We start from the raw sequence: 24,494 nt of genomic DNA, 5'->3' as shown, positions 1-24,494 counted from the left end.
CGCCGATTCAACACAGGCGGAACAGTTGAGAGCAGCTCTCGTGAAATCAAGTTTCGGCGGGAATGAGGCAGATTTGTTGAACGAAGGCGACCCTGTTTCGATTGCGCGCAGCAACACATGATTGCCGACGAGGCGTCCTTGGCCCGTCTCATGAAGCAGGCGCAGGGCGGTGATGCATCGACCTATGCGGCGCTGTTGAAGGAATGCGCCAAGTGGTTGCGCCGATATTATTATCGGCGGCTGCCGCCGCAGCAGATCGACGATCTTGTGCAGGACACACTGCTGTCACTCCATAGCAAACTGGCTAGCTACGATCCCGCAAGGCCTTTTCTGCCTTGGCTCGCGGCCATCGCCCGCTATCGCTGGGTCGATCATCTCAGCCGGGCCTACCGCGCTCAGGATCTGAAAATCGCGGAGCAGGTCGATGACGGTTCGATCGAGGATGATGTCATGGCGAGGGTCAGCCTTGACCGTCTGCTGGCGGAACTCCCGGTTGCCCAGTCTCGAGCGATCATACTGGTCAAGATTGACGGCCGAAGCGTCACCGAGGCGGCGAGGATCAGCGGGCAGAGCGAGTCACTGGTCAAGGTGAACATTCATCGAGGTTTGAAAAAACTGACTGCCCTGATCGAGAAAGCACAATGACAGTAAGCCCCGATACGGATCGACTGATCGAAAACCTGGCCGCAGGCCTCAAGCCTGTGTCACCAATGACGTTCCGTAAGGGTATGGTTCGCGTCATGGGGGCTGCAACGATCAACGTAGCAATCGTTGCAGCCGCCACGGGCCTGCGACCGGATCTGTTGGCTGGCTTGTTGTCGATCAACTTCATCGTCTCGAACGGCGTGCTTCTTGTTCTCGCGCTGGCAGCAGCGTCGACTGCGGTCGGCATGGCCAGCCCTCAGGTCGGGAATCAGCACGAGGGCTGGAAGTGGGCTCTGGCCATGGCGGGCCTTCTCCCGCTTGCTGCAGTCGTAACGGCTAGCCGCGACTGGCCAGCATCACGGATATATTTTGGCTTGGATGACACGGTCTGCGCCTTGGTCGGGACATGCGCAGGCCTGTTGACCGCCATCGTTCTGATAGCCTGGCTCAGGCGCGGCGCTCCGGTGCATCCGGCGCGTGCCGGATTGCTGGTAGGAATAGCCGCCGGCGCAATCGGCATTTTCGGCTATGGTCTTCATTGCCCCATAAATTCGATCGTGCATTTTGGAGTCTGGCACGCTGTTCCGGTCGCCGTTTGTGGGGCCGTTGGGCGCCTGCTCATTCCGCGCATCTTGCGTTGGTAGGAACATGATCGGCGCGCGCTGTCGCCCACATGATCGCGCCCCAAATTCGCGCATAGCGTCACGATCTGGACGAACGGGTTTCGGGAAGACTCGAAAGCTATCGAATGTCTAAGACCCGGCGGCAGCTGCCCCAGAGAGCAGCGCACAAAAGCCTTAGCCGGATATCCTCGCCAGGTCTTTGCCAATCTGCCCACCACGGTTGGCCGGGCGCCTTGGATGGCAACTCACTCCCGCATGAAGCTCTCGGGCGGTGTCCATGTTCCGGGGATATGTTGGTTAGCCCAACGGCACATGTCGCGCAGCATTGGATGGAGCGCTCGCCCCATCTCGGTCAGGCGATAGTCGTTGCGGATTGGGCGCTGCTGGTACGGCGATCGCGCTACCAAGCCGGCGGCTTCCATCTTCTCGAGCCGGTCGGCGAGGACATTGGTTGTGATCCGCTCGGGCGAGGTCAGAAACTGCGAATAGCGTGATTTGCCCGTTAGCAGATCGCGCAAGATGACGAGTGTCCAGCGATCGCCCACGATGTCGAGCGTGGTGGCGATCGGGCAAGGCGAACGGTATATAGTCATGGAGTCCCTTGTAACTTGCAATCTTAAAGTTACTATCCGCCGGGGCGCCGATCGAATCAAGGGGAGTTGAACGATGAGCGAAGTTTTGGAGGGTGGCTGCCTGTGCGGGTCGGTCCGCTATCGGGTGACGACGCTGCCGATGATGGTAGGAAACTGCTACTGTATCGACTGCCGCAGGAGCAGTGGCACAAGCCATTGCACTCATGCGCTGGTGCCTGACGCAGCTTTCTTTGTTACCGGCGAGATCAGAATTCATGACCGGGCCGCGGACAGCGGCGCCATGGTCAGCCGTGGCTTCTGCCCAGAATGCGGCTCGGCGATCCTTTCGCGCAACGCGGGGATGCCCGGGATGACATTCCTCCGTGTGTCAAGCCTCGACAACCCCGATGAGGTTGAGCCCCAAATGACCGTATATGCCAGCCGGGCGCCGACCTGGGCGCCACTCGACCGCAGCAAGCCCGTGTTCGACACGATGCCCGACGGCGGTCCGCAGGCGGTGGTCGCGGAGCTCTGAACCATGGCCGTTGACGAGGCCGTAACTCTGCGGATGCGCGCGGCCCTTGGCGACGGGCCCGGCATTTCCGAAAAGCGAATGATGGGCGGCGTCTGCTTTTTCTTGAACCGCAACATGGTGTGCGGCGCCGACCGGTCGAAGGAGGGTGAGCCCCGCTTCATGTTCCGCGTCGGCAAGGGCAATGATGCCGCATCGGTTCTGCCCGAGGGTGTACCGATGGTTCTCGGCGACCGGCCAATGCGGGGCTTCTATTTTGTCGACGCTGAGCGCTGCGACGATGCGTTGCTACGGCGCTGGCTCGATGTCGCCCTGGCCCATGCGCGAAGCCTGCCGCCCAAATGACGCTGTTGACCTGCGACACGATCGACTTCCTCGCCGGGCTGCGCGCTAACAACGACAGAGGATGTTCGAGGCGCACAAGGCCGACTACGAAGACCATCTCAAATATCCGGCTGAGTGCTTTGCCCAGGCGCTTGCCGGCGAATTGGAATCAGCCACCGGCGAACCGCACACTTATCGCATCTTCCGTGTCCATCGCGACATACGCTTCGCCAAGAACAAGACGCCCTATAACGCTCATCTGCACATATCCCTGTCGCCAGGAGGAGGATGCAGGGACGGCGGCCCTGCGTGGATGTTCGGGCTCGATCCAGATAGACTGACGCTTGGTGTGGGCATCTTCGCCTTCTCCATGGCGCAACTGGCAGCATGGCGCGAGCGAGTGGCAGGCGATGAGGGCGAAGCGACTGCGCAAATGCTCAGTCAGCTCGACGCTACAGGCGTCCGCATAGGCGAACCGGATCTCAAGCGCATGCCCGCGCCCTACGCTGCAGACCACCCTCGAGCGCCCCTGCTTCGCCGCAAGGGGCTCACGGCCTGGATCGACAGTGCGGACACCAAGGCCGCGCTTGGCGCCGATGGCCCCGATCAGTGCGCGGGGGAGCTACTAAAGCTGCGCAGTCTGTTTGATCTCCTCCGCAGCTTGTGAACGTGGCGGCCGGCAGCTGTCAGCTAGTCAAAACGGCATTTTGGATGCCCAAGGTAGGCAGAGACCTATATTTGCCCGTTGATGGCGACTAGATTCAGTCAATGAGATCGCTGACCAGACCGTCCGCTAACCACTGACCCAACCAAGCCCCCGCAAGTGTCACGCCCTCGGCTTCGCCGACGTCTTCGACAAGGTCCGCGCACAGTCGCGCGAACGTCATACCGCCCCGCATGAGCAGGATCGCGCGCTCCTCCATTGCCTCGATCGCACGGAACCGCGGTGTTTCGCCGTCGCGCCAGACCAACAGTGCACCAGCTGTTGGTAATAATGCACTCATCGGAGGCGAAGCCTCCTCGGCAAGTGCAGTCCAGATCGCAGCAGCGTTGGTCGTCATCGGGAGGAGATCAAGCATGGGTACAAAGAGCAAAGTTACGCAGTCCCAGTCTGCCGACGCGATCTGCTCGGCCGCGAGCCTGTTCACATCTGGTCCGACAAAGGCGTCCGCCAGTGCCAGTTCGAGCGCTGCAAGTTCCGCGACTTCAGGGTCGATAGGATAGAGCATTGCCAGGGTTGCGGGGAAGTCGCGGGGATAGGCGTCGAGGGTCCAGCTGCTCGGCGGCACGCGCTCGACATGGTGAACGATGGCTTCATGAAACGCCTCGCCGCCGATCCATTGCCGAGTCTTGTCGAAGCTGTCTTCCAGACAGGTGGCAAGCTGGGCGCGGAAGTTGTTCTGATAGATGGCGAGGCCAAGCCGCGCTCGCTCGCCAAACGGCGCAGCGTCGGCTGGCTTGTCCGCCTGCAGCCATGTGCTGAATTCGCGCTGGAGCCGGGCGAGGTTCATGCCGCCAGGCGACCGGTCTGGGCGTTGATCGCGCGCGCCTGGCCAAGTTCGGCAAGCAGTTCATGCAGCGGCGGAATGGCGTCATCGCGCTCGATCATCGTCGCGACCGGGCCGAGGCGTGGCAGGATATGGCGGTAGAGATCCCACACCGAAGCGGCCACCGGACTGTCATGCGTGTCGATAAGCATAGTCTCGCCTTGAGCGTGGCCGGCGAGATGGATCTGGCGCACGCGCTCATGTGGGACGCCGTCCAGATTGGCGACAGGATCGAAGCCATGGTTGGTGGCACTGACGAACACATTGTTAACATCGAGCAACAGGCCGCAGCCGGTGCGCGCGCAGACCGCGTCGAGAAAGGCCCATTCGCTCATCATGTCGTTCTCGAAAGAAATGTAGCTCGATGGGTTCTCGATCAGCATCTCGCGACCGAGCGCATCCTGGGCGATGGAAATATTCGCGCAGACGATATCGAGCGCTTCCTGCGTGTAGGGCAGCGGGAGCAGGTCGTGCGAGTTAAAGCCGCCAGATTGCGTCCAGCAGAGATGGTCGGAGACAAACAGGGGCTCGATCTCTTCGACGAGCGCGCGAAGCCGCACGAGATAGGCACGGTCCACGCCGTCTGCCGAACCGACGGACATCGAAACGCCATGCAGTGCTACGGGATAGCGCTCGCGCACCTCCCGCAGGATGCGCCGGGGCCGCCCGCCATCGACCATGAAATTCTCCGAGATCACCTCGACGAAATCAACGGCGACGCGGTGCTCGAGAAACTCTGCGTAATGTTGCTTGCGCAAACCGAGGCCGAAGCCGGCAAAGGAAGGGATCATTGCGGGTCTCGCATCGAAGAAGGGTGGCCCGGCGGGCGGGTTCGGGAGGGGGATGCCCGCCGAGCCGAGGGGGTTACTTCGCTTCGGTCGTGGTGCCGCCAGCGGCCGAGCACTGCTTCACCGACATTTCCTTGAAACCGGTGCCCTTGCAGTCATTCATGCCCTTGCAGTCGTGCTTCGACGTCTTGCAGTCCGAAGTACCCTTGCAGGTGTTGACGCCGTAACAATGGATCTTGGTCGCCCCCTTGGCGACTGCGGCCGTCGGCACGGCGGCGGCGCTGATGGCGATGAGGGCGGCGGAAGCGGCGAAGCTGACGCCGGTACGGAAGCTGTTCATGAAGGTATCTCCGAATGATTGTGCCGGGTTGGCATCTCTTGTTCGGAGCAACGCGGCCGCCGGTTACATCACCAGCGCAAAAGACGCGGGCCGACCAGCGCGCCAAGGCTGGCGGCGAGCAATATGCCGAGCGTGTACCAGGTCAGCACGAAGATCGCCGAGACCTCGGGGCAATGTAGGCAATAGACGGTCGCGGCGAACGCACCCGCCGCCAGCCCAGCTGCGGCGCCCGCCGCGCGCAGCCGCGTCGGCGCCAGCCGGCGGAACGACCAGAGCAGCCCGATGAAGATCGGCATGGCGAGCCCGAACACATACCAGGGACATTTGCTCCAGCTGCTGCCGAGCCACATGGCGAGCCATTCGCCCGGCGGTGTATGCGCGAGTTCCAGCACGCCCACGCCCGCAAGAAGGGTCACAGGAATGGCGATCAGCCAGAGAACCCGCAAATTGCCCGGATTGGGTCGCGCCAACTGCGCCGTCGCGTAGACCGCGATGGCAGAGAGCGAAAGCGTGTAGGTCCACTTCATCCAGAAGGCGAAGCCATTCATGGCGCTTGCCAGATCCGGGCGTGCGCCAAGGAGCATGATAACGAGAGCTGCGGAGACGAGCGCGCCGATCAGCATGCCGAACCCGAGCCGCGCGCCAAGCGCGCTCCGGCGAACCGGCTTCACGTCACTCGCGAGACTGTCGATGAGCTGGTCGGTATTCATGTTTCGCTGCCTCGGATGCGCGCCGCCAATGCTTTGAGGCCGCGATGGATCGAGACCTTCACGTCTGACTCGCCATAGCCGCTGGCAGCGGCCGCCTCGGCGACGGTGGCGCCGTCTATGTGTGTTGCGCGGATCATCCGCGCTTGTTTGGCCGGCAGGGTGCCGAGCAGATCTTCGATGTCGAGTCGTGCACCGCTGCTGGCCTCGAAGCCTTCGACCATCAGTATGTCTTCCAGTTCCTCGATGGGCACGACGGAGCGGCTGCGGCGGAAATGATCGATCATCTTGTAGCGCGCGATGGAAAACAGCCAGGCGGTGAAGGCGCGATCCCGGTCATAGGTTGCGCGGCGGCTATGCACGGCGATAAGCGTTTCCTGCACCAGATCCTCGATATCGTCCGATGCGAACACGCGCCGGCTGTAGAAAGCGGACAGAATGGGCACGAGTGCGCGCAACAGGCAGGCATGGTCGGCCGCGACGCCGTCCAGTCCTCCCACCATCCAGGCCCGCAACTGATCCTCGTTCGCCCGCATTCATGCTCCTGTGACAGGTGCATTCGTCTCTGACGCTCGAAGGTTACATGTCGGGCGCATCGAACGATGAAAATATTTGTCCAGCGCCCTGCGTAACCGGCGCGTCGCCCTCCGCGAACTCCGGGGCATGTCCGGCGATTGCCCGGACACCCCTTTCAAGGAGACAGAAAATGATCAAGACCCACGCCACCCTCGCCGCGACCCTCGCTCTCGCCATTGCTGCCACCGCGACCTCGGCATCCGCCGCCGACAAGACCCCGATGGAGAAATGCTATGGCGTGTCGCTCGCCGGCAAGAATGACTGCAAGGCCGGCGCCGGCACCAGCTGCGCAGGCACCTCCAAGGTTAATTATCAGGGCAATGCCTGGAAGCTGGTCAAGGCCGGCACCTGCACGACCATCAAGACGCCCAAGGGCAATGGCTCGCTGACTCCCAAGGCCTGAAGCGGGGGGCCGGGAGGCGTTGGTCCTCCCGGCAAACGCGCCATTCGAGGATCTTCGTTATGACAACGCCCCTTGCGGCCGGCACTCTCGCCGTCCAGCGCCTGACCGCCCGCGTGCCTGATGCCCTGCCGCTTCTGGTTGCGCGCCTCGGCATCGCAGCCGTCTTTTTCCAGTCCGGCCGGACGAAAGTGGATGGGCTGCTCCACATTACGGATGGCACATATGAGCTATTCCGCACAGAATATGCGCTGCCGCTGGTGCCGCCGGAAATCGCCGCACATGCCGCGACCTACTCGGAGCATTTCTTCCCGATCCTGCTGGTGCTGGGATTGTTCACGCGAGGCGCGGCGCTCGCTTTGCTCGGCATGACAGCGGTCATTGAGATCTTCGTCTATCCCGATGCATGGGCAACCCATTTGAGTTGGGCGGGACTTTTGCTTCCCCTTATCCTGCGCGGCGGCGGAGCCTGGTCGCTCGACTGGGCGATCTTCAGGTAGCCGCTCACTATCCCGAACAAACCGAACGGCTTGTCGTGTTAATCGAAGTGGAGGAAGATGTGGCGCCGAAGGACTGTGAGATCTCATGCCCAAGCACCTCAAGATCGACTTCATTTCCGATATCGCCTGTCCGTTTTGTGCGATCGGCCTGAAGGGCCTGGATGAAGCGCTTGCCAGCCTCGCCGACGAGGTCGATGCAGACCTCATCTTCCACCCCTTCGAGATTAACCCCGACCTTCCGCCGGAGGGCCAGAATGTTGGCGAGAATCTCCGGGAAAAATATGGCGAAGCCGCCAGCCATTTGCCCTCGGACCAGCCTAGCCTGAGCGACCGGGCCAAGGAAGTCGGCGTGGATGTCGCGCTCGCCCATGATGACCGCTTCTACAACACCTTCGACGCCCATCGGCTGCTGCATTGGGCGAAGCTCGAGGGCAAACAACGGGAATTGAAACAGGCCCTGTTCACTGCCTACCTGTCCGAAAAGCGCGACGTGAGCGACCATGCAGTCCTTGCCGACATCGCGCAAAACGTGGGCCTCGAACGCGAAGGCGCTGCGGAAGTGCTCCAATCAGGGAAATTTTCGCGATATGTCCGGATGTCGGAAGAAGTTTCGATGTCACGAGGGATCAATGCCGTCCCGGCGATCATCGTGAACGACCAATATCTTATTTCGGGCGGCCAGCCTGCCGCCGTTTTCGCACATATCCTGAGACAAATCGCGGCCAAGATAGAATGACCGGCATATCAATTTGAGGCAGGCAATCTGATCACATTGCTTGTCGCTTCAAAAGCCGCGTCAATTGCCCCAAGCAATTCAGTCTGGCGGATCGGCTTGCGAAGCTTGTTGATCCCGTCGGGCACATCGGCCTCCGAGCCGGCGTACCCCGTGATCAATAGGATGGGCAGATAGGGGTGACTGTCGCGCAGTTTCAGCGCCAATGCACCACCGGTCATGCCAGGCATGAGATGATCGGTGAGAATGAGGTCAAAAGCGGCACAGTCATCAACCAGGGACAGTGCTTCGCGTGCACTTTCAACTTCCACGATTTCATGACCAGCCTCTCGCAACATCTCGGCCAGGCCAGCGCGGACCAGGGGTTCGTCATCCACCAGAAGAATCCGGAGATTCTGCGAGACGGAAATTTGACGCTCCTCGGCCAGTTCCGGTTCCGCAATCTGCTCATCAGTCGGCGGGAACCAGAGCTCTGCGCGTGTTCCCACACCCAGCATGCTGGACAAGACCAATCTACCGCCCGATTGCGCTGCCAATCCGTGGACCATCGACAGGCCCAGTCCCGTGCCCTGGCCCGTTTTCTTCGTGGTGAAAAATGGTTCGGTCGCTCGCTGGAGTGTTGCCTCGTCCATGCCTGTCCCCGTGTCGACCACCGATATTCTGATCTGGTCTATGCTTGCTGGATCATCGCTCGACACATCCGCCTGCGCACTAATCGTCAATGTCCCGCCGTTGGGCATTGCGTCTCGCGCGTTCACCGCCAGGTTCAGCAGGGCCAGCTCAAGTTGGTTCGGGTCAACACGGATCGCCGGCAAATCATGAGGCAGGTCCATCACCAGCCTTGTTGTCGGCCCGATCGAACGCTGGAGGAGATCAGAGAGGTCGATCAGCAACGAGGTGACGTTGACAGCGCGGGGTTGCAAGAGTTGGCGACGTCCAAAGGCAAGCATTCGGTTAACGAGCGTGCTCGCTTTCTCGGCGGCAGCGAGCGCTCCCGCTATCAGTCTTTGCGATCGCGCAGCAGGCACATCACGACTGTTGAGCAGGTCGAGCGTTCCGATAATTGGTGTGAGAAGATTGTTGAAGTCATGGGCGATTCCGCCGGTTAATTGACCAATTGTTTCAGCTTTCCTCGTTTCATGAAGCTGCTGAAGAGCCATTTCACGCTCGACAACGGTGCTGGCTACCCTTGCTTCAAGTTCGCGAGCGAGACCTTCAAGCTGGTCCGAGTTCTGAGAGAGCGCCAAAGTGATGATCGCGCTTCGCTGCAGGCTCAGTCTTAGAATATGGCCCACGATTATGATCGACCCGGCCGTCACGGCAAAAAGGCTCAGGTTCAATATGCTCGTGTGCGTGAACAACAGGCTCCCCTTGGGTGGCAGCCAAAAATAAGTCACAATAATCCCAGACCCCACGAGCGTTACGACCCCGGGCCCTGCCCCGCAACACACAGCGGAAATTAGCACGGCGGGATAAAATAGGGCGAAGGGCACGATACCGGGATCAACGGAATCGAGACTTAAGCGAAGAAGTGTGGCCGATGCCGTTACGATCAGCGCCAACGGATACGTGGCCCAAGGAGGAAGGAACAACCAACGGGTAGAAACCCTCGGCGTCTTAGCTGTGGGGCTTACCACGCTATTCATTGTCGGGCAGCCGCAGCGATGCGCCGGACATTCGTCCCGATCTGGTCATCCCGAACCCCCAATTGGCCTCGACGGTTTTGCTTTCGAAATTCCGTAGTCCGGCGGTCAGACCGGCACGGCCTGAACCAGACCAGAACGCGGGATGCTGCAGTTCGTTCCTAACAATGAGTGCGATAGTGCACGGAGCATAGCCAGAGCCTGCACGCAGATGTCGCTGCCCAAGTGCGGGGCGTCTGGATCCGGGCCGATTGATGTTCCAGGACAATTCAGATGTGTGTCGCCTTGAGCCGGAATAGGAGCCGCTTCGCGAACTCCGGAAAGCCTTCGACCGCTTGAGTGCGTACTACCCCCAAGCCCCGTCAGTTATGATTGGGGGCCGTCGACGCGTGCGAAAAGGCCTTGGCCAAGCCGTGATAGAGGCGCTCACGACAAACAATAGCGCTGACGAAGTCGGCGATCAGCGCCGTTGCGAACAAGGGGATAATCATGCCCCGGCTCGCGGTTGTCTCAGTGATGATGATGACGGCCGTCAGCGGCGCTCTTACCACGCCAACAAAATACCCAATCATACCGAGCAGAACGATCGCCCCGCGCGGATCGTCGGGGAAGATGGCCGTGAGCAGATCTCCCAGTCCGGCGCCGACTGCCAGTGATGGCGCGAAAATGCCGCCCGGAGCGCCGCTCAGAGCCGTTGCCAGTGTCGCGATGAATTTGGCGGGCCCAAACCAGAGCGAGCCATCCTTGGCCTCTACCAGGTTGCGCGTCGCCTCATACCCCGTTCCCCATGTTGCCCCCGCACTGGAGATCCCAAGGAGCGCAACGACCAGGCCGCACACTGTCGCCAAAAGGATCGGCCGCCGCTTGAGAGCGGCGAGCCAGGTGCGCCCGGGATTGGCAAAGGCGAGCAAGGCGCGGGAAAACAAGCCGCCCGTCAACCCACCGGCGATTCCGGCGACAGGTGCGACGAGCAAGACGCCGCGCAGATCGAGCGTCTGTCGCATCGCGCCGAAGTAAATATAGTCGCCCGCGATGCCCAAGCTGACGAGACCGGCGATCATCACCGCCGCCATGACAAGCACGGCGACCCGCTGCTCATAGGCGGCCGCCAGTTCTTCGATTGCGAATGCGACGCCGGCAAGCGGCGTGTTGAACGCAGCGGCCACGCCTGCCGCGCCACCTGCGATCAGAACACCGGCTGTGATCGGAACACGCAGGAAACGATGAATGGCGACCATGACGGCCGCACTGGTCTGGACAGTGGGGCCCTCGCGGCCGACCGAGGCACCGGCACCCAGCATGACTATCGTCATGACAAGTTTCAGCGACGCGGTTTTGATCGATACCAGCGGTCCCAGCGCCTCACTGCCCGGATTGCGCGAAGCGGCGATAACCTGGGGAATGCCCGATCCGCGAGCCACTGGCGCCCATCGCTGTGTAAGAAAGACCGCACCGGCAAAGATCGCCGGAGTCAGGAAGACGGATCCTAAGGGCGACGCGCTGGTAAAGCTCAGAAACAGCGTCTGGGCAAGATCGCCCAGCTTGGCAAAGGCAATAGCCAGGAGGCCGAGAAGCACGGCGCCGACGCCAGTCGCGATGCGACGGCGGAAGATTGCCAACGCGTCCTGGGTGGATGATGGCTCATCTGACGAGAAGAGTGCCTTCAGATAGGCACTCGCCTTCGCGAAAGGAGCGTTCGGTCTCACGGACGTGCATCCTCGGAGGGTGCAAATCGCAAGACAAGAAAACCGAAAATTGCAGATCCGATCGAACCCAGCAGCACTCCGAGCTTTGCGGCGTCGTTCTGGTGAGACCCATCACCAAATGCCAGGCCGCCGATGAAGAGACTCATCGTGAAACCGATGCCGCACAACAAGGCGACGCCATAAATTTGAAGCCATCCAGCATCGCGCGGCCGATCCGACCACTTCAAACGGACCAACAACCAAACCGAACCGAAGATACCGATCTGTTTTCCCACGAACAGGCCAAGTGCCACGCCGAGCGGGACCGAAGCGACCATGTCACCGCTCGCGAACCCGCCCAGAGCCACGCCGGCATTTGCAAAGCCGAAGATCGGTACGATCGCAAATGCGACCCACGGATGCAGCCCATGTTCGAGCCGATGCAATGGCGAACCATGTGCGTCCGGTCGCCCGGGCGTTCGTGTCAGGGGGATCGTCATGGCCACCGCAACGCCGGCTAGCGTGGCGTGGATGCCGGACTTGAGAACGAAAAACCAGATGATCGCTCCCATCACGAGATATGGCGTCAGCATCGTCACGCCGAAACGGTTGAGAAGCGCGAGGATGAGGAGGCCAAACGCTGCACCGGCGAGTGCAGGAAGACCCAGGTCGGCCGTGTAGAACAGGGCAATGATGAGGACAGCGATCAGGTCATCAATAATGGCCACGGCAGCGAGGAAAATCTTGAGCGACGTGGGTGCGCGCGACCCCAGCAGTGCCAGAACGCCAAGTGCAAAGGCGATGTCCGTGGCAGCGGGGATCGCCCACCCACGCCCGCCACCCGGATTGCCAAGGTTGATCCAGATATAGATGAGCGCCGGGAGTGCCACGCCTGCGGCGGCCGAAATGCCCGGCAACAGGCGATCCGACCAGCGCGACAGCTGCCCATCGAGAACTTCCCGCTTGATCTCGAGACCGACGACGAGAAAGAACAGCGCCATCAGGCCATCGTTGATCCAGTGCAGCAGGCTCAGCCCGCCAAATCTAATGTGCTGCGCCGAAAAATAGCCCTCCGACAAGGATGAGTTGGCGACAATCAGGGCCAGGGCTGCCGCGCCGATCAGGACAATGCCCCCTGCCGCTTCGGTGGCCAGGAACTTACGCATCATCGAAAAGGGGCGGATCACAAGGTCACTCGTTTGCATAGGGCAGGCCTAGCGAAAGATGCCGCTTCCGGCCACCCAAAGCCGGTCCGAGCCGTCGAGTTCTCAGCACTTAGAGCGCCTTTTGGTCAGTAGAGCAGCGACAATGTGACAGCGGCGGTCGCAACGACAAGCAGAACGAGAACGGCACCCATTCTGGCATAGTCGGTAAATCGATACCCGCCCGGTCCCATGACGAGCAGATTATTCTGGTGTCCGATCGGTGTCAGAAAGTCGGCGGACGTGCCGATCAGAACCGAGAGCAAGGCGGCGTCCGGGCTGACGTGGAGCAATTGTGCCGCATCGATCGCTAGCGGCCCCATGATGATCGCCGTTGCAACATTGTTGAGGAAGATCGACAGCAGCAATGTCACGGCACAGATGGCAGCGAGCACCAGCACGAGAGGAAGTCCGCCAAGCGCATTGCCAAGCATTTGGGCGGCGATCGCCGCCGCGCCGCTGGTCTCGAAACTCTGGCCGACCGGTATCATTGCGGCAAGAAGGACGATGACACTCCAGTCGATCGATCGGTAGACTTCGTCGGTCGGAATGAGCCTGGTCGCCGCGAGGATGACGGCGGCCGCAAGGAATGCGAGCGCTGGCGATACACCGAAACCGACGATCGCGCCGATCGAGAGGACGAACACACCGAGGATCGCTACCGCCCGCGCCTTCGCAACGGGGACTGGATCAAGCCGATCGATTTCCAGAAGGCGTGCGCTGGTTGCGAAGCGCGCCAGTGTGTCGGGCGTGCCGCGGATATAGATTTGGTCGCCGGCCTCAATGCGCAGGGTGTTGAGTGGCATTTTACGCCGAGCGGCCCGCGGCCCAACGGCCACCACCACTAGGTCACCATTGCTTCGTGTACTGATTTCCGCATGGGGCAGCCCAATCAGGAATGAGCCATGTGCGACCGCGACGCGCGCGGTCACCGCGCCCGGATTGGCCGCCTCATACGTATCAGCCTTGAGACCAAGCCGCTCCGCCGTGATCCACTGATTGTTGCGCGACAGGATAAGCAATCGGTCGCCTGCAAGGAGGGATTCTCCGTCGCCCAATACGACGCGCTGCCCGTCCCGAAATACGGACAGGAGGCGCGCAGCGGCGCTCCGCATGGCCGGCAGGAGCAGCGGCGAGTTTGGCATAGCTGACGTGAGGCTTAACTCATAGACGCGCCAGGGCGGTCGCCCGCGCTGGGCGGCAGATTCACGGACGGGCAACAACCTCCAGCCCATGACGGCAAGATAGCCCAAGCCTACGAAGGCAACGGCCGCGCCAACCGGGGTCATCGTGAAGAAGCCGAATGGCGCTCCCATCTCATTCTCGCGCACCGACGACAAGATGAGGTTAGCCGGCGTGCCGATCAGGGTGGTCATGCCACCCAAGATTGTTGCGAAGGCGAGCGGCATCAGCGTTGCGGCCGGCGCGAGTTTCGAAGAGCGGGCGATTTCGGTCGCGAGCGGCATCGTAATGACCAGCGCGGCGATATTGTTCATGAAGGCAGAGAGGATCGCTGCAACAATGAGCAGGGCCGACAGCCTGACGCCAAAACTTGCACGCTCGGGAATCAGGACATGCGCGAACCGTCCCGCAATGCCTGACAGTTCAACGGCTCGCCCGACGACAAGAATCGCCGCGACGGCAAGCACCGCCGGGTCGGCAAAACCCTGAAAGGCCTTCACCGGCGTTGTCAGCCCGAGCAGGAGGCATGCGAAGAGCGCCAGAAGGGCGACCAGGTCGTGCCGAACCCGCTCGGACACAAAAAGCAGCAGCGCGCCGACCAGGATGATCGCGCTCAGTGCGGCCTGCGACACGGCTATTGGTCCGCCTGCAGTCCACCCGTTAGTCGAAACCGCTGGCCGGAGGCTGGCGCGGGCACGGCAGCGATGCTTTGCTCCTTGAGAAGGGCCGCGATCGCGAGCGCGCGTCTCTGGCTCAGCGTCGGCCGTTCGGGCGCAGTGTCTGGAAGTCCTGGCACGCCGAGTTGGGGACTGTTCCAGCGCCTCGCAGCCCAGGCAGACAGAAGGACCGCCGCTCGCGCCGGGCCGTCGAGCGCATCGTCATTGTCTGGAAACGCAATCAGCGGGAGCTGCGCGAGCGGTGGAACGATCGCAACCTCCCAATCCGGCGCAGAAGTCTTGGCGCGACGCTCCAGCGCGGCGTAGGTGGAGAGATCGGCGCCCGGGAGCGGCGCAGCTGTCGCGGTGACACGGCGATGCTCCCGGTCGAGCGTCACGGCATCGGGCGCAACACCTGCCGCGAGTGACACAAGGTTGACGATCGTGCCGGCGATCCGGCTTTCGACCTCGGCCGCCTCGCTCGCCTGCCGCAACTCCGCGCGTTGCGCTTCGACCGATCCGGATCCCGGATCGAGCAGGACTTGATCCACCTGAAGCGCAACCGGGCGACCGAGCCGGTCGCTGAGATCGCTTTGCAGCAATGCGTTGCTTTCGGCGCGCGAGCGCGGCGCAATGACGACCGTCCTGACGCCCAGGGGCGCGCGCTCGAAGTCGACGTCGAGCTGGCTTACGCGCGATGATGCGCCGAACCGGTCCGACAGGAAGGACCGAATCTGGCCAACCGTAACTGCTTCGCGGGCAATGCGGCTTAGCGAGATTCCAAGCGGCACAGCCATCACCACGAACACCAGCGCGAGCAAGATTGTCTGGGTCCAGCTCTGCTGGCTGGAGAGATAATGGCCAAAGCCGTAGAAACGTGCCATGATCATGGCAGCGAGCGCGATGGTCACGAAGTTGGTGACGAACAGCGCCAGCGCGCCACCCATGATCGGCATGTTCCAGGTCGCTAAACCATAGCCCACCACAGCGAGGGGCGGCATCAGGGCTGTCGCGATCGCAACGCCAACAATTGTCTCACCACGGCCGCGGATGATCGCGAATGTTCCGGCCAGCGCAGCAAACAGCGCGACCAGCAGATCGAAAAGATTGGGACGCGTGCGTGCCAGGATTTCCGCCGTGGGCGCCTTGAGGGGTGAAGCCAGCACGATCAGCGCGGTGAAGAGAAGAGCGGCAATGGCACCGACCGCCAGCGCCGAAAGCGACCGGCGCATCTCGGCAAAGTCGAACAGCGCGAGACTGAAGCCCAGACCCAGAATCGGGCTCATCAGGGGCGAGATGAGCATCGCGCCGATCACGACGGCCGGCGACGACAACAGCAGCCCGAGAACGGCGATGCCAGCGGACATCATCGTCATGAAGAGGTAGCGAGGCGACCAGCCACTCTCCTCGATGATGCGCGCACTTACCTCGCCCTGATCGACCGAGCCAACCACGGACCGACGCCACCAGCGATAGAGCGGAACATGATCCCATCGGCGGGACGCATATGGATGCTCGGTGACCGGGGCGGTCGTTGTGTCGGACATTCTATTCACTCGCCGAGTTCGGATTTTGATTGAGAAGCCGGGTTCTAGCGCATTCTCGCCGATCCATTGCAAGAATGATGGCCGTTAGCTCTCGGCGGGTGCGCCGGCGACCGCCGCGACGACGCAGATCAGGCCGACGACTGCAAAACCAACCCTTGCGGCCCAGCTCCCCGCGCCAGTCCGGAACGACACCCACAAGGCAAGGACGGCCTGCATCGCGTAGAACAGCGCGAAGGCGCGCGACGAGAGGGCGATGACAGAAAAGGGATTAGTTAGCCAGACCACGGCGATCGAAAGCGCACTGGCGGCGATGAAGGCGCTACGAACCCCGAGCTTGCGGCGGGAGACTTCGATCATGAGACCGCCCGACCCGATTGAATCCGCAATGGCGGCGCTCAGCTGGCTCGAGACCGCACCAATCAGTACGAAGATGCCCAGGATCGGCGCGACCAGTTCCATGATGTCGAGGATGCCGGCCACGCCCTCCGCATGCTGGGCTTCTCGAAGGAATGGAGTCAGAAGGGCAATGAACGCGAGATAGATGGCCGACGACAGCCATTGCGCATAGCGCATCGTGCGGACGCGCGTGAGCTGATCATAACTGCCGCCAAGATAACGCGAGGTCTCGAAACCTTGCACGGTGATCAGCAGTCCAAGAAGCAGCGGTATGCCGGAGTAAGAAAGTTGCGCCGGCGGAAGATCAAGGGGCAGGCCGGATCGCATGATCCACCATGTCCCGAGGCCGGCCAGAAGACCCGCGATAATGCCGAGCTTGACCGAGACACTGGCATGGGCAGCATGCTCGATTTTCCTGATATCGCCCGAAAACGTCAACGCTGTGAACGCGACGATGATGAGGGTGACGAAGGCGTTGGCGAGAAGGTCGTGCCAACCGACCGGAACGGCCAGCGGCTTCATCGTGAACTCGGCGAGAAGCTTGAGGTAATATGCAACCGAGACGGCATAAGCGATGGCAAGCATCACTTGCGCGACGCGCATGGCCCAAGCGATCGGGTCGTTGAGGCTCAGCGCCGGCGCGAGATTCTCAATATGGACGATATTGAAGCGGATGACCGCACCGACGGCATAGGCGATCGCCAGCAGCGCAGCCATGGCAACCACCGCGCCAGAGCCAAACTCGCGCGCGAGCAAAGGTCCGCAGATGAGGAAGCCGCTTCCGATGATCGAGGCAAGCGGCGTGACCGTGGCGCGCCAATCCGTAGATCTGGCGAACTTTCCGAAACTCAGTACGGCTGCAACGATCAGACCGGCTATGACAGCCATAGCGACGATCATCGGCGCACCTCGGGCACGCGTACGCCTGTAAGTTTGCAGGTCCGGCCTATGATGGTTGAATGGTTAATAGATTTGCCCGATCTGGTTGCGTCGCCATTCACTTAGCTCGCGAAAGCGATTTTTGTCTCAGGAAAGACGTGGCGTGAAATATTGCCCCGTCACACCTCGCCGGCCGTGCCACGCACTCCGGAACCTTTCCCGGGTCTGCGGGCTTTGAAAGATGGAGAGCCTCCGATCATGTCACTGCAATGGATACGGGACCTGGGCGTAAAACTGCCCGACGCCCCCGATCTGGAATCGATCATGGTTGTGATCGTCCTCATCGTGGGCGCGTGTGCGATTGGGTGGTTCATCGCTGCGCGCGCAGGATCTGCAGTCGCCGGGAGACTTCATCGCTTTGGAGCCTCGAGGAACGTCCTGACGTCTGGCTTGGTAACCTCGATCATTCGCTGTACGATTGTCGCGTTGTTGCTGCTGATCGTCGGCAACGCGGTACGCTTGAGCCCGCTGGCGCTGATGATCCTGGCATTTGCGCTGGGCATGTCCGTTGCAATCCTTCTTTTCCGGCTGTTCGTCGCGTTTCGGATCAGCCGCATGATCGCAACCGGTCTTGCTTTGCTTGGCCTGGTCGCGACGACAGCGGCGACACTTGGCGGCCTGACGCCACTCATCGACAGTCTCGATGCGGTCGGATTTACGGTGGGCGCGCGACGCTTCTCGTTGCTCGCGGTTTTCAATGGGATCGCAATCGTCGCGCTTCTTTATGTCGTCGCCAAGGCGGTCAATCATGTGTTGGTCCATTTGATCGGCCGGTCGAGCGCGCTCGACGTCGCGCAGAGCGTGCTTGTGCAAAAACTCGCCGGTATAGCAGTCATCGTCGTTGCGATCCTCTTGGGCATCGACCTGCTCGGGATCGATCTCACGGCCCTCACCGTCTTCTCCGGCGCCGCCGGCCTCGCAATCGGTTTTGGCCTGCAAAAGACGTTCGGCAATCTCATTGCAGGGCTGATCCTGCTGATGGACAGGTCGGTAAAGCCGGGCGACGTGATTGTCGTTGGAGACACGTTCGGCGCCGTGAGCAAGATCGGGGTTCGCGCCGTGTCCGTCGTCACGCGCGACGGAAAGGAACATCTCATCCCCAACGAGCAGCTGATGACCGAGCCGGTCGAGAATTGGTCCTATTCCAGCAAAAATGTCCGCGTCCATGTGTCGGTCGGCGTCAGCTATAATTGCGATCTTGCCCTGGCACAGCGGCTGATGATCGAGGCAGCAACGGCGGCAAAGCGGGTTCTTGCCGATCCCAAGCCGTCCGTCTGGCTGAAGGCGTTTGGAGACAGCTCCGTAGATCACGATATTCTCGTCTGGATTATGGATCCCGAACTTGGCGTGGGAAATGTTCGGTCCGACATTCTCAATCGAATCTGGGTGTTGTTCGCCGAACATGGAATCGAGATCCCATTCCCGCAGCGCGACGTGCATATTCGAACCGCGCCTGGCGAGAGCACGACAGCCTGATGGTCGTCGGAAATCGACGGAAGCTGGAGGGCACCGCCGCTTTCAGTCCCTCGACATTGCCTTGACGAAGGTCTGGAGCCACCAAAGCACATCCTCCCGCTCGACATTATCCATCAGCGCGCGCCATCTTGCCAGTCGCTGCTCGATGGGCATTTCGAGGGCCTGTGCCAACGCGTCGGCTATGTCCTCTGCGCTATAGGGGTTGACCAAAATAGCTTCTTTGAGCTGCGCTGCGGCGCCGGCGAACTTCGAGAGGATCAGGACGCCCGGATCGCCAGGATCTTGCGCAGCGACAAATTCCTTGGCCACAAGGTTCATTCCATCGCGCAGGGGTGTGACGAGCCCAACCTTGGCAGCGCGATACATTCCGGCCAGACGATCACGAGGATAGCCCTTATTCACATATCGGATCGGCACCCACTCAGCGCTGGCATATTCGCCGTTGATCCGGCCGGACAGCGCGTCGAGGCCTGCGCGGATCTCCTGGTAGCTTTGAACATCGGCGCGCGATGGCGGCGCAATCTGCAGGAGGAACACTTGTTCGTGAAGGTCTGGCCGCGACGCCAGGAAACGATCATAGCCAAGAAAGCGCTCTTGCAGGCCTTTCGAATAATCGAGGCGGTCCACCCCGATGATCATTGCGCGGTCATTTGCGCTGACCATCATTGCCTTGCAGGTTCGTGCCGCGACTTCTCCTTCTGCCTGCGGCACAAAATCCGAAACGTCGATGCCGATCGGGCAGACGACTGCGCGGATTGTTCGTCCAGCAAAGGAGATTTCGCCATCGTCGCCGACCTCGAGCGCCAGCTCGCCACGGACATAATCGAAGAAGGATTGCATCCAGTCATCAGTCTGGAAGCCGACCACATCATAAGCAAAAAGTGATTCCACCAACTCCCTGTGGCTCGGCAACGTCAGCAGCAGGCGCATGGGTGGCCAGGGTATGTGCAGGAAGAAGCCGATCCGGTTGTCGCAACCGCGCCGCCGCAACTCCCGACCCAGTGGAATGAGATGGTAGTCGTTGACCCACACCAGATCGGCCGGCTCGATCAGCGGCAGGATGGTGTCGGCAAAGCGGGCATTGACGCGCTCATAGCCTCCTGCGAAGCCGCGCTCGAACTCTGCCATATCGACGCGATAATGAAATAATGGCCATAATGTCCGGTTGGCATAGCCATTATAATATTCCTCGACGTCCTGTGGCTCGAGATCGATCGTCGCGGTCGTGACGCCATCTCGCTTCTGCAGATCGATGCTTCCGGAGAATGTTTCAGTTTCCTTCCCGGACCATCCAAACCAGATTCCATTGGTTTGTCGCAACGCCGATGAGAGCGCGACGGCCAGGCCACCCTGGTTCGCGGTGGCGTCTGCCGAGGTCGCCTGGACTCGGTTGGACACGATGATGAGCCTTGTCACGGCAACTGCCCGAAGGCGCATATGATGTAGCGCGGTCGGCGACGCTTGCGGGGTCGCAGCATCATGCGACGAAAGCCTCCAGCCATGCCCGCACGGCGACAGGACCGCTCAAGCGATACTGCGCTCGCGTCCCCTGCCGATCGCCAACCACAATCCCGGCCCCACCAAGGTCGATCGCGGTGACAAAGGCGGGTTCGTCGGTCAGATCATCTCCAACGAATATGGGCTTCGTACCTGCCATGGGCGCTCGGCCCATGAGGCGACGAAGGGCTCCGCCCTTGTCGCCTCCGCCGACACGCAGTTCGATCATCATGTTCCCGCCCTGTACCTGCAATTCATGCCGATCTGCGAGTGCCTGCGTTATTTTTCGAAGCTCCTCTGCGACGTGGGGCGCCCGCCGGAAATGCGCCGCGACGCCGAAACTCTTTTCCTCGATCAGGATACCGTCCGTACCGGCAAAACGCTCCGCAAGTCAGCGGTCGCCAGATCGAGCGATGGCGGGCGAATGGGATGCGCTTCGATCCCGCGCCATCGATGTTCGTTACCATGGCTCCCAGACAGCGCAACCAGCTGGGCAACCGGCCCGAACATGGCCTCGATCTGCGCGAGCGAGCGCCCGCTGATGATCGCGACACGCCCCGCAAGCGCGTCAGCGACGTGCAGGATCAAAGACCGCAGCACGTCATCTGCCACGACAGAATCCGGATCATCGACCAGGTCTAGCAACGTCCCATCGATGTCCAGGAAGAGACTCGCGCCGGTCAGCAATGAGACCGGTGGCAGTGGCAGCTCTGGGGTAAACGGACTCGTCACGCCGCACCCATTTGCGGCGAGAGGGCGGACAGGATGCGCTTGCGGGAGATCGCTTGCGGCATCTCCCGGGCAATATAAGTCGTCATTTTCTCCCGGACGTCGCACCGAAGATCGAAGGCGGTCGAAGCGTCGCGCGCGGTCATCAGGAGACGCAATTCCAGCGCTTCAGCCTTGGCATCGGTCACCATGAGGTTCCAGAAACGGCGATCCCACAATTGATTTTCGGTGATCACGGCCTCTGCTTTGGAGCGCAGCTCGTCGATATCACTCGCCGGGTCGACATAGAGATAGACCGAGCCCAGGATTTGAGCGCTCGACCGTGTCCAGTTCTGAAAACTCTCCTCAAGGAATTTGCTGACGGGCACGATCAAACGTCGATCATCCCAGATCTTGATCACGACATAAGTGAGGCGGATCTCCTCGATACGTCCCCATTCACCGTCCATGATCACGACATCGTCGAGGCGGATCGGCTCGGTAAATGCGAGTTGAATGCCTGCAATGAGATTCTTGAGCGCGGGCTGGGCGGCAGCGCCGACAGCCAAACCGGCGAGCCCGGCGGACGCCATCAAGGTCACGCCGACGCTTCGTATCGCCGGTATGCTCAAGAGCATCATGGAAAGAGTCAGAAAGGCGACCAGGAAAATGCCAATGCGGGCCATGATGGCGACACGCGTGCGCCGGCGGCGTGCATGAAGATTATCGGCGACACTCACGTCATTGCGCAAAATGACGATGTCACTCATGGCCTTGATGATCGCAATCGCCAGCCAGCCGACGAGACCCGGGACGATGAAGCCGGCCGCCCGCTGCCACAATGCCGCTGACCAAGGGGCAAGGGACAATCCCCGCGCAGAAAAACTGAGCGCGACGGCGATCGCTATCCAGAGGGCCGGTGTGGTGACGCGATTGAGCACAATCTCGTCTGCTTTGGTCTCGCTTCGACTGGAAATTCGATAGAGCGCGGACATAGCGACGCGATGAAAGATGATGGCAGTCGCGATCGCGATGGCGAGCACGAGAATATTGGCGACAATGTCAGCACCGGTGGCCGGCAATCCCAGGCTACCGGTCAAAAAGCTACGCATAATGTGTTCCGTTAACCAGACCGATCTTTATCTGTGCGACACTTTGGCACGGTCGTGCGATCGGTCGTTCATTCATGTAGTTTTATTGTTTGCCGGGTCGCTTCGCTTCGCCGGGCTTGTCTGCCTGTGGATGATCGCGTGCCCGTTCTGACTGCAGAAATTCCGACGAAACATCGTCGAAGGCGGCAGCCATCTCGTCGGACAGCCCGCTACCGGCCGGCCTGACGGACGGACTCCGCTCCGATCGCGTCCGCAGCCAGATGAAACTGAACGCTAGCATGGCCGCGATGCCCATCACGACAAATTTAAGGGTCATACTCATTGTAAATCCTTCGCATTGGTGTCGCCCCCTATGCTTTGCATTCTCAGCTAGCCGGTTTCGCGGCTATTCCGGGCGCATCGGACAGGCCCTAGCGTCCGGCGCCGGCAAGAACTTGCGCGGAAGGTTTGTTGGCTGCATCGACGCTGCCATTCGCGATCATGGCCTTGGACATTGCCGCAACTTCGCTCTTGATGGCAGGATCGTCGCCTGCCTGGCTCGCACCGATCAAAGCCCCCAGAAGAAGATTCTTGCTGGCGTTGTCAGGCTTTTCCGCCAGCGTCTGCCGCGCTAGTCTGATGGCTTCCGCATAAAGCGGCAAGGCGCCCGCCTTGTCCTGCTTTCCCAATTTGGCGTTGCCCATCTGGGTCAGTATGTTGGTAAATACTGTTTGGCTTTGGACGTCGGAGCCTTCCTGCGCCACAATCTTGCGCCATTGCGGCAGACTCTCCTCCAGCAACGGTACGGCCGCGTCGAAACTCTGCGTAGAGGCTTTGGCGATGGCGGTTACGTAGAGCACGTTCGCCAGAAACTTCACATTCGCGAGATTGTCGGGCTGAACCTCGACGACCTTTCGAATTGCGGGGAGCGCACGCTCATAGCCAGAAAGTGCCCCTGCATTGTCGCCGGCCTGCTGGGCCTTTTGCGCCGCCATGAAGTCGTTGATCGCAGCGTTGAAGGCGTTTGTCTGATCGGCGCTGAGCGAAGGCTGGGACGTGGCTTCCTGGGCTGATGCCGGCAGTGCCGCCGCAGTCAATAGAACAGCCATCAAAAGGCGTTGGGTCATGCGGTCATTTCTCCTGTTCGGGAACAATCTGCCGTGTTGAGAAGGCATATCGCGGTCATTTCCATCAGCCGTGAGCAACCACGATATGGCGCGCGAACAGCAGGAAGCCGCCCAAAAAGGCCGGCGCGCTGGCGACCGCGAAGATGAGCAGGGATTTGCCAATCGACAGAGCCGGCCACCGATGAAGGAACCAATTTGCGCCAAGCATCAGGACGATTGAGGTCAGGATCAGTAACAAAGCCAAAAGCATGGGCGCTAATCCTTCCTGCTGTCTGCATCGAAATGTCGCGGGCCAAGTGCGACACCGCCGGATCGGCTGGCTTGGTGCCTGGAGCTGAAAGTGACCGTCGCAAAGCGCGCATGTTCTAGGGATCGTTGCGCCAGTTCAGCGCATTTAGGCATCACACCGGAGGCCGGTGAAACGATGCGAGCATCGACGCGGCGTCCATCCCTTAAGCGGGCGATGCGAACCAAGTTGGAAATGGAGACGATGTCGCCGTCGACCCGAAATTCGCAGCGACCGGATTGATCGGTTACGAAGACGCGGAACGCCTGGACAGGAATGGGGTCGCTGCAGGCAGACAGGCCGACATTGGCGACAAGAGAGACCGCGCTTGCCAGCATCCCGCCGGGTCCCGGCAAATAGGGCGAAGTTTGTGCCGTCATCAGTCTCTCTGCGTTGGCGGACGCCGGGTCCGGTGGTGAGCCAAGCCGCCATTTTCGGCCTGCGTTTTTGACAGGAGACGGCAAATGGACAGAAGGCGGACGACAATATTCAGTCGCTCATCGGCCGCCTGATCCCAAGTTCGCTCCGCGGCATCTACGGCCTCTTTCGCGTCGGATTGCGAAGCCGACGCTGAACGCGAGCGCCTGAGATGCGCCCGAGCCCGAATGAGATCGTGATATCGTGCCAAAAGCCGTTGCTCGGCCTTCACCCGCAGCTTTTCCAGCCGATTGATTTCGGCAAAGCCGGCGAGGCGCGTGCGCTGGAGTTCTTGAATGGTGGCGGAAGCAGGACGGTTTGACGCAGAGATCTTTCCGACCAGCATTGCAAAACC

Annotated in this window: 29 protein-coding genes; 9 read left to right on the top strand and 20 right to left on the bottom strand. The window is 61.0% G+C overall.

What is annotated here, in order from left to right:
* The first annotated feature begins 117 nt into the window (after positions 1 to 117).
* Together KM135_RS17605 and KM135_RS17600 are read left to right on the top strand one after the other, a co-directional pair.
* Positions 118 to 645: a sigma-70 family RNA polymerase sigma factor gene (locus tag KM135_RS17605; RefSeq protein WP_221715382.1), complete on the top strand. Its 528-nt coding sequence runs from the start codon at positions 118 to 120 to the stop codon at positions 643 to 645.
* Complete coding sequence (locus tag KM135_RS17600) at positions 642 to 1,289, top strand: NrsF family protein (protein ID WP_221715381.1); 648 nt, start codon at positions 642 to 644, stop codon at positions 1,287 to 1,289. The genes KM135_RS17605 and KM135_RS17600 overlap by 4 nt, the downstream gene beginning before the upstream one ends.
* Before the next feature lie 224 nt (positions 1,290 to 1,513).
* Here KM135_RS17600 and KM135_RS17595 read toward each other — a convergent pair whose 3' ends face one another.
* Entirely contained in the window at positions 1,514 to 1,861 is a 348-nt protein-coding gene (locus tag KM135_RS17595) for a winged helix-turn-helix transcriptional regulator (protein ID WP_221715380.1), read from the bottom strand.
* Positions 1,862 to 1,934: 73 nt separating this feature from the next.
* Here KM135_RS17595 and KM135_RS17590 point away from each other — a divergent pair, with 73 nt between their 5' ends.
* From KM135_RS17590 to KM135_RS17580, 3 genes are all read left to right on the top strand, one after another.
* Positions 1,935 to 2,375 carry a GFA family protein gene (locus tag KM135_RS17590; protein ID WP_221715379.1) on the top strand — a complete coding sequence of 147 codons (441 nt, stop codon included), beginning with the start codon at positions 1,935 to 1,937 and terminating at the stop codon, positions 2,373 to 2,375.
* A 3-nt stretch (positions 2,376 to 2,378) separates the two neighbouring features.
* Positions 2,379 to 2,717 carry a TfoX/Sxy family protein gene (locus tag KM135_RS17585; protein WP_221715378.1) on the top strand — a complete coding sequence of 113 codons (339 nt, stop codon included), beginning with the start codon at positions 2,379 to 2,381 and terminating at the stop codon, positions 2,715 to 2,717.
* A gap of 61 nt (positions 2,718 to 2,778) precedes the next feature.
* Positions 2,779 to 3,363, top strand: a complete 585-nt coding sequence (locus KM135_RS17580; RefSeq protein ID WP_221715377.1) for a DUF2461 domain-containing protein — start codon at positions 2,779 to 2,781, stop codon at positions 3,361 to 3,363.
* A gap of 94 nt (positions 3,364 to 3,457) precedes the next feature.
* On the opposite strand, the gene KM135_RS17575 is transcribed toward KM135_RS17580, so the two are convergent.
* From KM135_RS17575 to KM135_RS17555, 5 genes are all read right to left on the bottom strand, one after another.
* Positions 3,458 to 4,207 carry an HvfC/BufC N-terminal domain-containing protein gene (locus KM135_RS17575; RefSeq protein ID WP_221715376.1) on the bottom strand — a complete coding sequence of 250 codons (750 nt, stop codon included), beginning with the start codon at positions 4,205 to 4,207 and terminating at the stop codon, positions 3,458 to 3,460.
* A complete protein-coding gene (gene bufB, locus KM135_RS17570) occupies positions 4,204 to 5,034 on the bottom strand; it encodes an MNIO family bufferin maturase (RefSeq protein ID WP_221715375.1) in 831 nt (276 codons plus the stop codon). Before bufB ends, KM135_RS17575 begins: the two co-directional genes overlap by 4 nt.
* Before the next feature lie 73 nt (positions 5,035 to 5,107).
* Positions 5,108 to 5,371: a BufA2 family periplasmic bufferin-type metallophore gene (bufA2, locus tag KM135_RS17565; protein ID WP_221715374.1), complete on the bottom strand. Its 264-nt coding sequence runs from the start codon at positions 5,369 to 5,371 to the stop codon at positions 5,108 to 5,110.
* Between the two features lie 68 nt (positions 5,372 to 5,439).
* Positions 5,440 to 6,081, bottom strand: a complete 642-nt coding sequence (locus KM135_RS17560) for a DUF1109 domain-containing protein (RefSeq protein ID WP_221715373.1) — start codon at positions 6,079 to 6,081, stop codon at positions 5,440 to 5,442.
* Complete coding sequence (locus KM135_RS17555) at positions 6,078 to 6,614, bottom strand: sigma-70 family RNA polymerase sigma factor (protein WP_221715372.1); 537 nt, start codon at positions 6,612 to 6,614, stop codon at positions 6,078 to 6,080. The genes KM135_RS17560 and KM135_RS17555 overlap by 4 nt, the downstream gene beginning before the upstream one ends.
* Before the next feature lie 170 nt (positions 6,615 to 6,784).
* Between KM135_RS17555 and KM135_RS17550 the strand changes: the two genes are divergently transcribed.
* The 3 genes from KM135_RS17550 to KM135_RS17540 all read left to right on the top strand — a co-directional run bounded on the left by KM135_RS17550 (position 6,785) and on the right by KM135_RS17540 (position 8,290).
* Positions 6,785 to 7,057, top strand: a complete 273-nt coding sequence (locus KM135_RS17550; RefSeq protein WP_221715371.1) for a BufA1 family periplasmic bufferin-type metallophore — start codon at positions 6,785 to 6,787, stop codon at positions 7,055 to 7,057.
* A 59-nt stretch (positions 7,058 to 7,116) separates the two neighbouring features.
* On the top strand, positions 7,117 to 7,554 hold the full coding sequence (locus KM135_RS17545; RefSeq protein ID WP_221715370.1) for a DoxX family protein: 438 nt from the start codon (positions 7,117 to 7,119) through the stop codon (positions 7,552 to 7,554).
* Between the two features lie 85 nt (positions 7,555 to 7,639).
* Positions 7,640 to 8,290 (top strand): DsbA family oxidoreductase, encoded by a 651-nt coding sequence (locus tag KM135_RS17540; RefSeq protein ID WP_221715369.1) that lies wholly within the window; start codon positions 7,640 to 7,642, stop codon positions 8,288 to 8,290.
* Between the two features lie 8 nt (positions 8,291 to 8,298).
* Here the strand turns inward: KM135_RS17540 and KM135_RS17535 are convergent, their stop codons facing one another.
* The 6 genes from KM135_RS17535 to KM135_RS17510 form a co-directional block, all read right to left on the bottom strand.
* Complete coding sequence (locus tag KM135_RS17535) at positions 8,299 to 9,933, bottom strand: ATP-binding protein (protein WP_246606303.1); 1,635 nt, start codon at positions 9,931 to 9,933, stop codon at positions 8,299 to 8,301.
* 359 nt (positions 9,934 to 10,292) lie between these two features.
* On the bottom strand, positions 10,293 to 11,597 hold the full coding sequence (locus tag KM135_RS17530; RefSeq protein ID WP_221715440.1) for a chloride channel protein: 1,305 nt from the start codon (positions 11,595 to 11,597) through the stop codon (positions 10,293 to 10,295).
* 35 nt (positions 11,598 to 11,632) lie between these two features.
* Positions 11,633 to 12,784, bottom strand: a complete 1,152-nt coding sequence (nhaA, locus tag KM135_RS17525) for a Na+/H+ antiporter NhaA (RefSeq protein WP_281422202.1) — start codon at positions 12,782 to 12,784, stop codon at positions 11,633 to 11,635.
* Positions 12,785 to 12,906: 122 nt separating this feature from the next.
* On the bottom strand, positions 12,907 to 14,631 hold the full coding sequence (locus KM135_RS17520; protein ID WP_221715366.1) for an SLC13 family permease: 1,725 nt from the start codon (positions 14,629 to 14,631) through the stop codon (positions 12,907 to 12,909).
* A 2-nt stretch (positions 14,632 to 14,633) separates the two neighbouring features.
* On the bottom strand, positions 14,634 to 16,202 hold the full coding sequence (locus KM135_RS17515; protein WP_221715439.1) for a DUF389 domain-containing protein: 1,569 nt from the start codon (positions 16,200 to 16,202) through the stop codon (positions 14,634 to 14,636).
* 84 nt (positions 16,203 to 16,286) lie between these two features.
* Positions 16,287 to 17,354, bottom strand: coding sequence for a hypothetical protein (locus tag KM135_RS17510; RefSeq protein WP_221715365.1), 1,068 nt, complete (start codon positions 17,352 to 17,354; stop codon positions 16,287 to 16,289).
* A 381-nt stretch (positions 17,355 to 17,735) separates the two neighbouring features.
* Between KM135_RS17510 and KM135_RS17505 the strand changes: the two genes are divergently transcribed.
* Complete coding sequence (locus KM135_RS17505) at positions 17,736 to 19,013, top strand: mechanosensitive ion channel family protein (protein ID WP_246606302.1); 1,278 nt, start codon at positions 17,736 to 17,738, stop codon at positions 19,011 to 19,013.
* A 42-nt stretch (positions 19,014 to 19,055) separates the two neighbouring features.
* Here KM135_RS17505 and KM135_RS17500 read toward each other — a convergent pair whose 3' ends face one another.
* The 8 genes from KM135_RS17500 to KM135_RS17470 all read right to left on the bottom strand — a co-directional run bounded on the left by KM135_RS17500 (position 19,056) and on the right by KM135_RS17470 (position 24,485).
* Positions 19,056 to 20,429 carry an alpha,alpha-trehalose-phosphate synthase (UDP-forming) gene (locus KM135_RS17500; protein ID WP_221715364.1) on the bottom strand — a complete coding sequence of 458 codons (1,374 nt, stop codon included), beginning with the start codon at positions 20,427 to 20,429 and terminating at the stop codon, positions 19,056 to 19,058.
* Between the two features lie 61 nt (positions 20,430 to 20,490).
* Positions 20,491 to 20,865, bottom strand: a complete 375-nt coding sequence (otsB, locus tag KM135_RS20070; protein WP_343228226.1) for a trehalose-phosphatase — start codon at positions 20,863 to 20,865, stop codon at positions 20,491 to 20,493.
* Complete coding sequence (locus tag KM135_RS20065) at positions 20,865 to 21,242, bottom strand: trehalose-phosphatase (protein WP_343228224.1); 378 nt, start codon at positions 21,240 to 21,242, stop codon at positions 20,865 to 20,867. The genes otsB and KM135_RS20065 overlap by 1 nt, the downstream gene beginning before the upstream one ends.
* Positions 21,239 to 22,330, bottom strand: a complete 1,092-nt coding sequence (locus KM135_RS17490) for a mechanosensitive ion channel family protein (protein WP_221715362.1) — start codon at positions 22,328 to 22,330, stop codon at positions 21,239 to 21,241. Before KM135_RS17490 ends, KM135_RS20065 begins: the two co-directional genes overlap by 4 nt.
* A gap of 410 nt (positions 22,331 to 22,740) precedes the next feature.
* Positions 22,741 to 23,436, bottom strand: a complete 696-nt coding sequence (locus tag KM135_RS17485) for a tetratricopeptide repeat protein (RefSeq protein WP_221715361.1) — start codon at positions 23,434 to 23,436, stop codon at positions 22,741 to 22,743.
* A gap of 64 nt (positions 23,437 to 23,500) precedes the next feature.
* A complete protein-coding gene (locus KM135_RS17480; protein WP_221715360.1) occupies positions 23,501 to 23,686 on the bottom strand; it encodes a hypothetical protein in 186 nt (61 codons plus the stop codon).
* 5 nt (positions 23,687 to 23,691) lie between these two features.
* Positions 23,692 to 24,102, bottom strand: a complete 411-nt coding sequence (locus KM135_RS17475) for a hypothetical protein (protein WP_221715358.1) — start codon at positions 24,100 to 24,102, stop codon at positions 23,692 to 23,694.
* Entirely contained in the window at positions 24,102 to 24,485 is a 384-nt protein-coding gene (locus KM135_RS17470; RefSeq protein WP_221715357.1) for a hypothetical protein, read from the bottom strand. Before KM135_RS17470 ends, KM135_RS17475 begins: the two co-directional genes overlap by 1 nt.
* Positions 24,486 to 24,494: the final 9 nt, after the last annotated feature.

This window comes from Sphingobium xanthum (assembly GCF_019737615.1).
In the GTDB taxonomy this organism is placed as follows: domain Bacteria; phylum Pseudomonadota; class Alphaproteobacteria; order Sphingomonadales; family Sphingomonadaceae; genus Sphingobium; species Sphingobium xanthum.
This window is presented reverse-complemented; position numbering and strand designations above follow the sequence as displayed.

What these genes read in the sequence shown, in the direction of transcription:
- KM135_RS17540 (WP_221715369.1), top strand. Translation starts at nt 7,640, where the DNA reads ATGCCCAAGCACCTCAAGATCGACTTCATTTCCGATATCGCCTGTCCG.
- KM135_RS17555 (WP_221715372.1), bottom strand. Translation starts at nt 6,614, where the DNA reads ATGCGGGCGAACGAGGATCAGTTGCGGGCCTGGATGGTGGGAGGACTG.
- KM135_RS17605 (WP_221715382.1), top strand. Translation starts at nt 118, where the DNA reads ATGATTGCCGACGAGGCGTCCTTGGCCCGTCTCATGAAGCAGGCGCAG.
- KM135_RS17580 (WP_221715377.1), top strand. Translation starts at nt 2,779, where the DNA reads ATGTTCGAGGCGCACAAGGCCGACTACGAAGACCATCTCAAATATCCG.
- KM135_RS17560 (WP_221715373.1), bottom strand. Translation starts at nt 6,081, where the DNA reads ATGAATACCGACCAGCTCATCGACAGTCTCGCGAGTGACGTGAAGCCG.
- KM135_RS17480 (WP_221715360.1), bottom strand. Translation starts at nt 23,686, where the DNA reads ATGCTTTTGGCTTTGTTACTGATCCTGACCTCAATCGTCCTGATGCTT.
- KM135_RS17585 (WP_221715378.1), top strand. Translation starts at nt 2,379, where the DNA reads ATGGCCGTTGACGAGGCCGTAACTCTGCGGATGCGCGCGGCCCTTGGC.
- KM135_RS17545 (WP_221715370.1), top strand. Translation starts at nt 7,117, where the DNA reads ATGACAACGCCCCTTGCGGCCGGCACTCTCGCCGTCCAGCGCCTGACC.
- KM135_RS17535 (WP_246606303.1), bottom strand. Translation starts at nt 9,933, where the DNA reads ATGAATAGCGTGGTAAGCCCCACAGCTAAGACGCCGAGGGTTTCTACC.
- KM135_RS17600 (WP_221715381.1), top strand. Translation starts at nt 642, where the DNA reads ATGACAGTAAGCCCCGATACGGATCGACTGATCGAAAACCTGGCCGCA.
- KM135_RS17505 (WP_246606302.1), top strand. Translation starts at nt 17,736, where the DNA reads ATGTCACTGCAATGGATACGGGACCTGGGCGTAAAACTGCCCGACGCC.
- KM135_RS17595 (WP_221715380.1), bottom strand. Translation starts at nt 1,861, where the DNA reads ATGACTATATACCGTTCGCCTTGCCCGATCGCCACCACGCTCGACATC.
- KM135_RS17485 (WP_221715361.1), bottom strand. Translation starts at nt 23,436, where the DNA reads ATGACCCAACGCCTTTTGATGGCTGTTCTATTGACTGCGGCGGCACTG.
- KM135_RS17550 (WP_221715371.1), top strand. Translation starts at nt 6,785, where the DNA reads ATGATCAAGACCCACGCCACCCTCGCCGCGACCCTCGCTCTCGCCATT.
- KM135_RS17590 (WP_221715379.1), top strand. Translation starts at nt 1,935, where the DNA reads ATGAGCGAAGTTTTGGAGGGTGGCTGCCTGTGCGGGTCGGTCCGCTAT.
- KM135_RS17515 (WP_221715439.1), bottom strand. Translation starts at nt 16,202, where the DNA reads ATGTCCGACACAACGACCGCCCCGGTCACCGAGCATCCATATGCGTCC.
- KM135_RS17475 (WP_221715358.1), bottom strand. Translation starts at nt 24,102, where the DNA reads ATGACGGCACAAACTTCGCCCTATTTGCCGGGACCCGGCGGGATGCTG.
- nhaA (WP_281422202.1), bottom strand. Translation starts at nt 12,784, where the DNA reads ATGATGCGTAAGTTCCTGGCCACCGAAGCGGCAGGGGGCATTGTCCTG.
- KM135_RS17470 (WP_221715357.1), bottom strand. Translation starts at nt 24,485, where the DNA reads ATGCTGGTCGGAAAGATCTCTGCGTCAAACCGTCCTGCTTCCGCCACC.
- KM135_RS17575 (WP_221715376.1), bottom strand. Translation starts at nt 4,207, where the DNA reads ATGAACCTCGCCCGGCTCCAGCGCGAATTCAGCACATGGCTGCAGGCG.
- bufA2 (WP_221715374.1), bottom strand. Translation starts at nt 5,371, where the DNA reads ATGAACAGCTTCCGTACCGGCGTCAGCTTCGCCGCTTCCGCCGCCCTC.
- KM135_RS17490 (WP_221715362.1), bottom strand. Translation starts at nt 22,330, where the DNA reads ATGCGTAGCTTTTTGACCGGTAGCCTGGGATTGCCGGCCACCGGTGCT.
- bufB (WP_221715375.1), bottom strand. Translation starts at nt 5,034, where the DNA reads ATGATCCCTTCCTTTGCCGGCTTCGGCCTCGGTTTGCGCAAGCAACAT.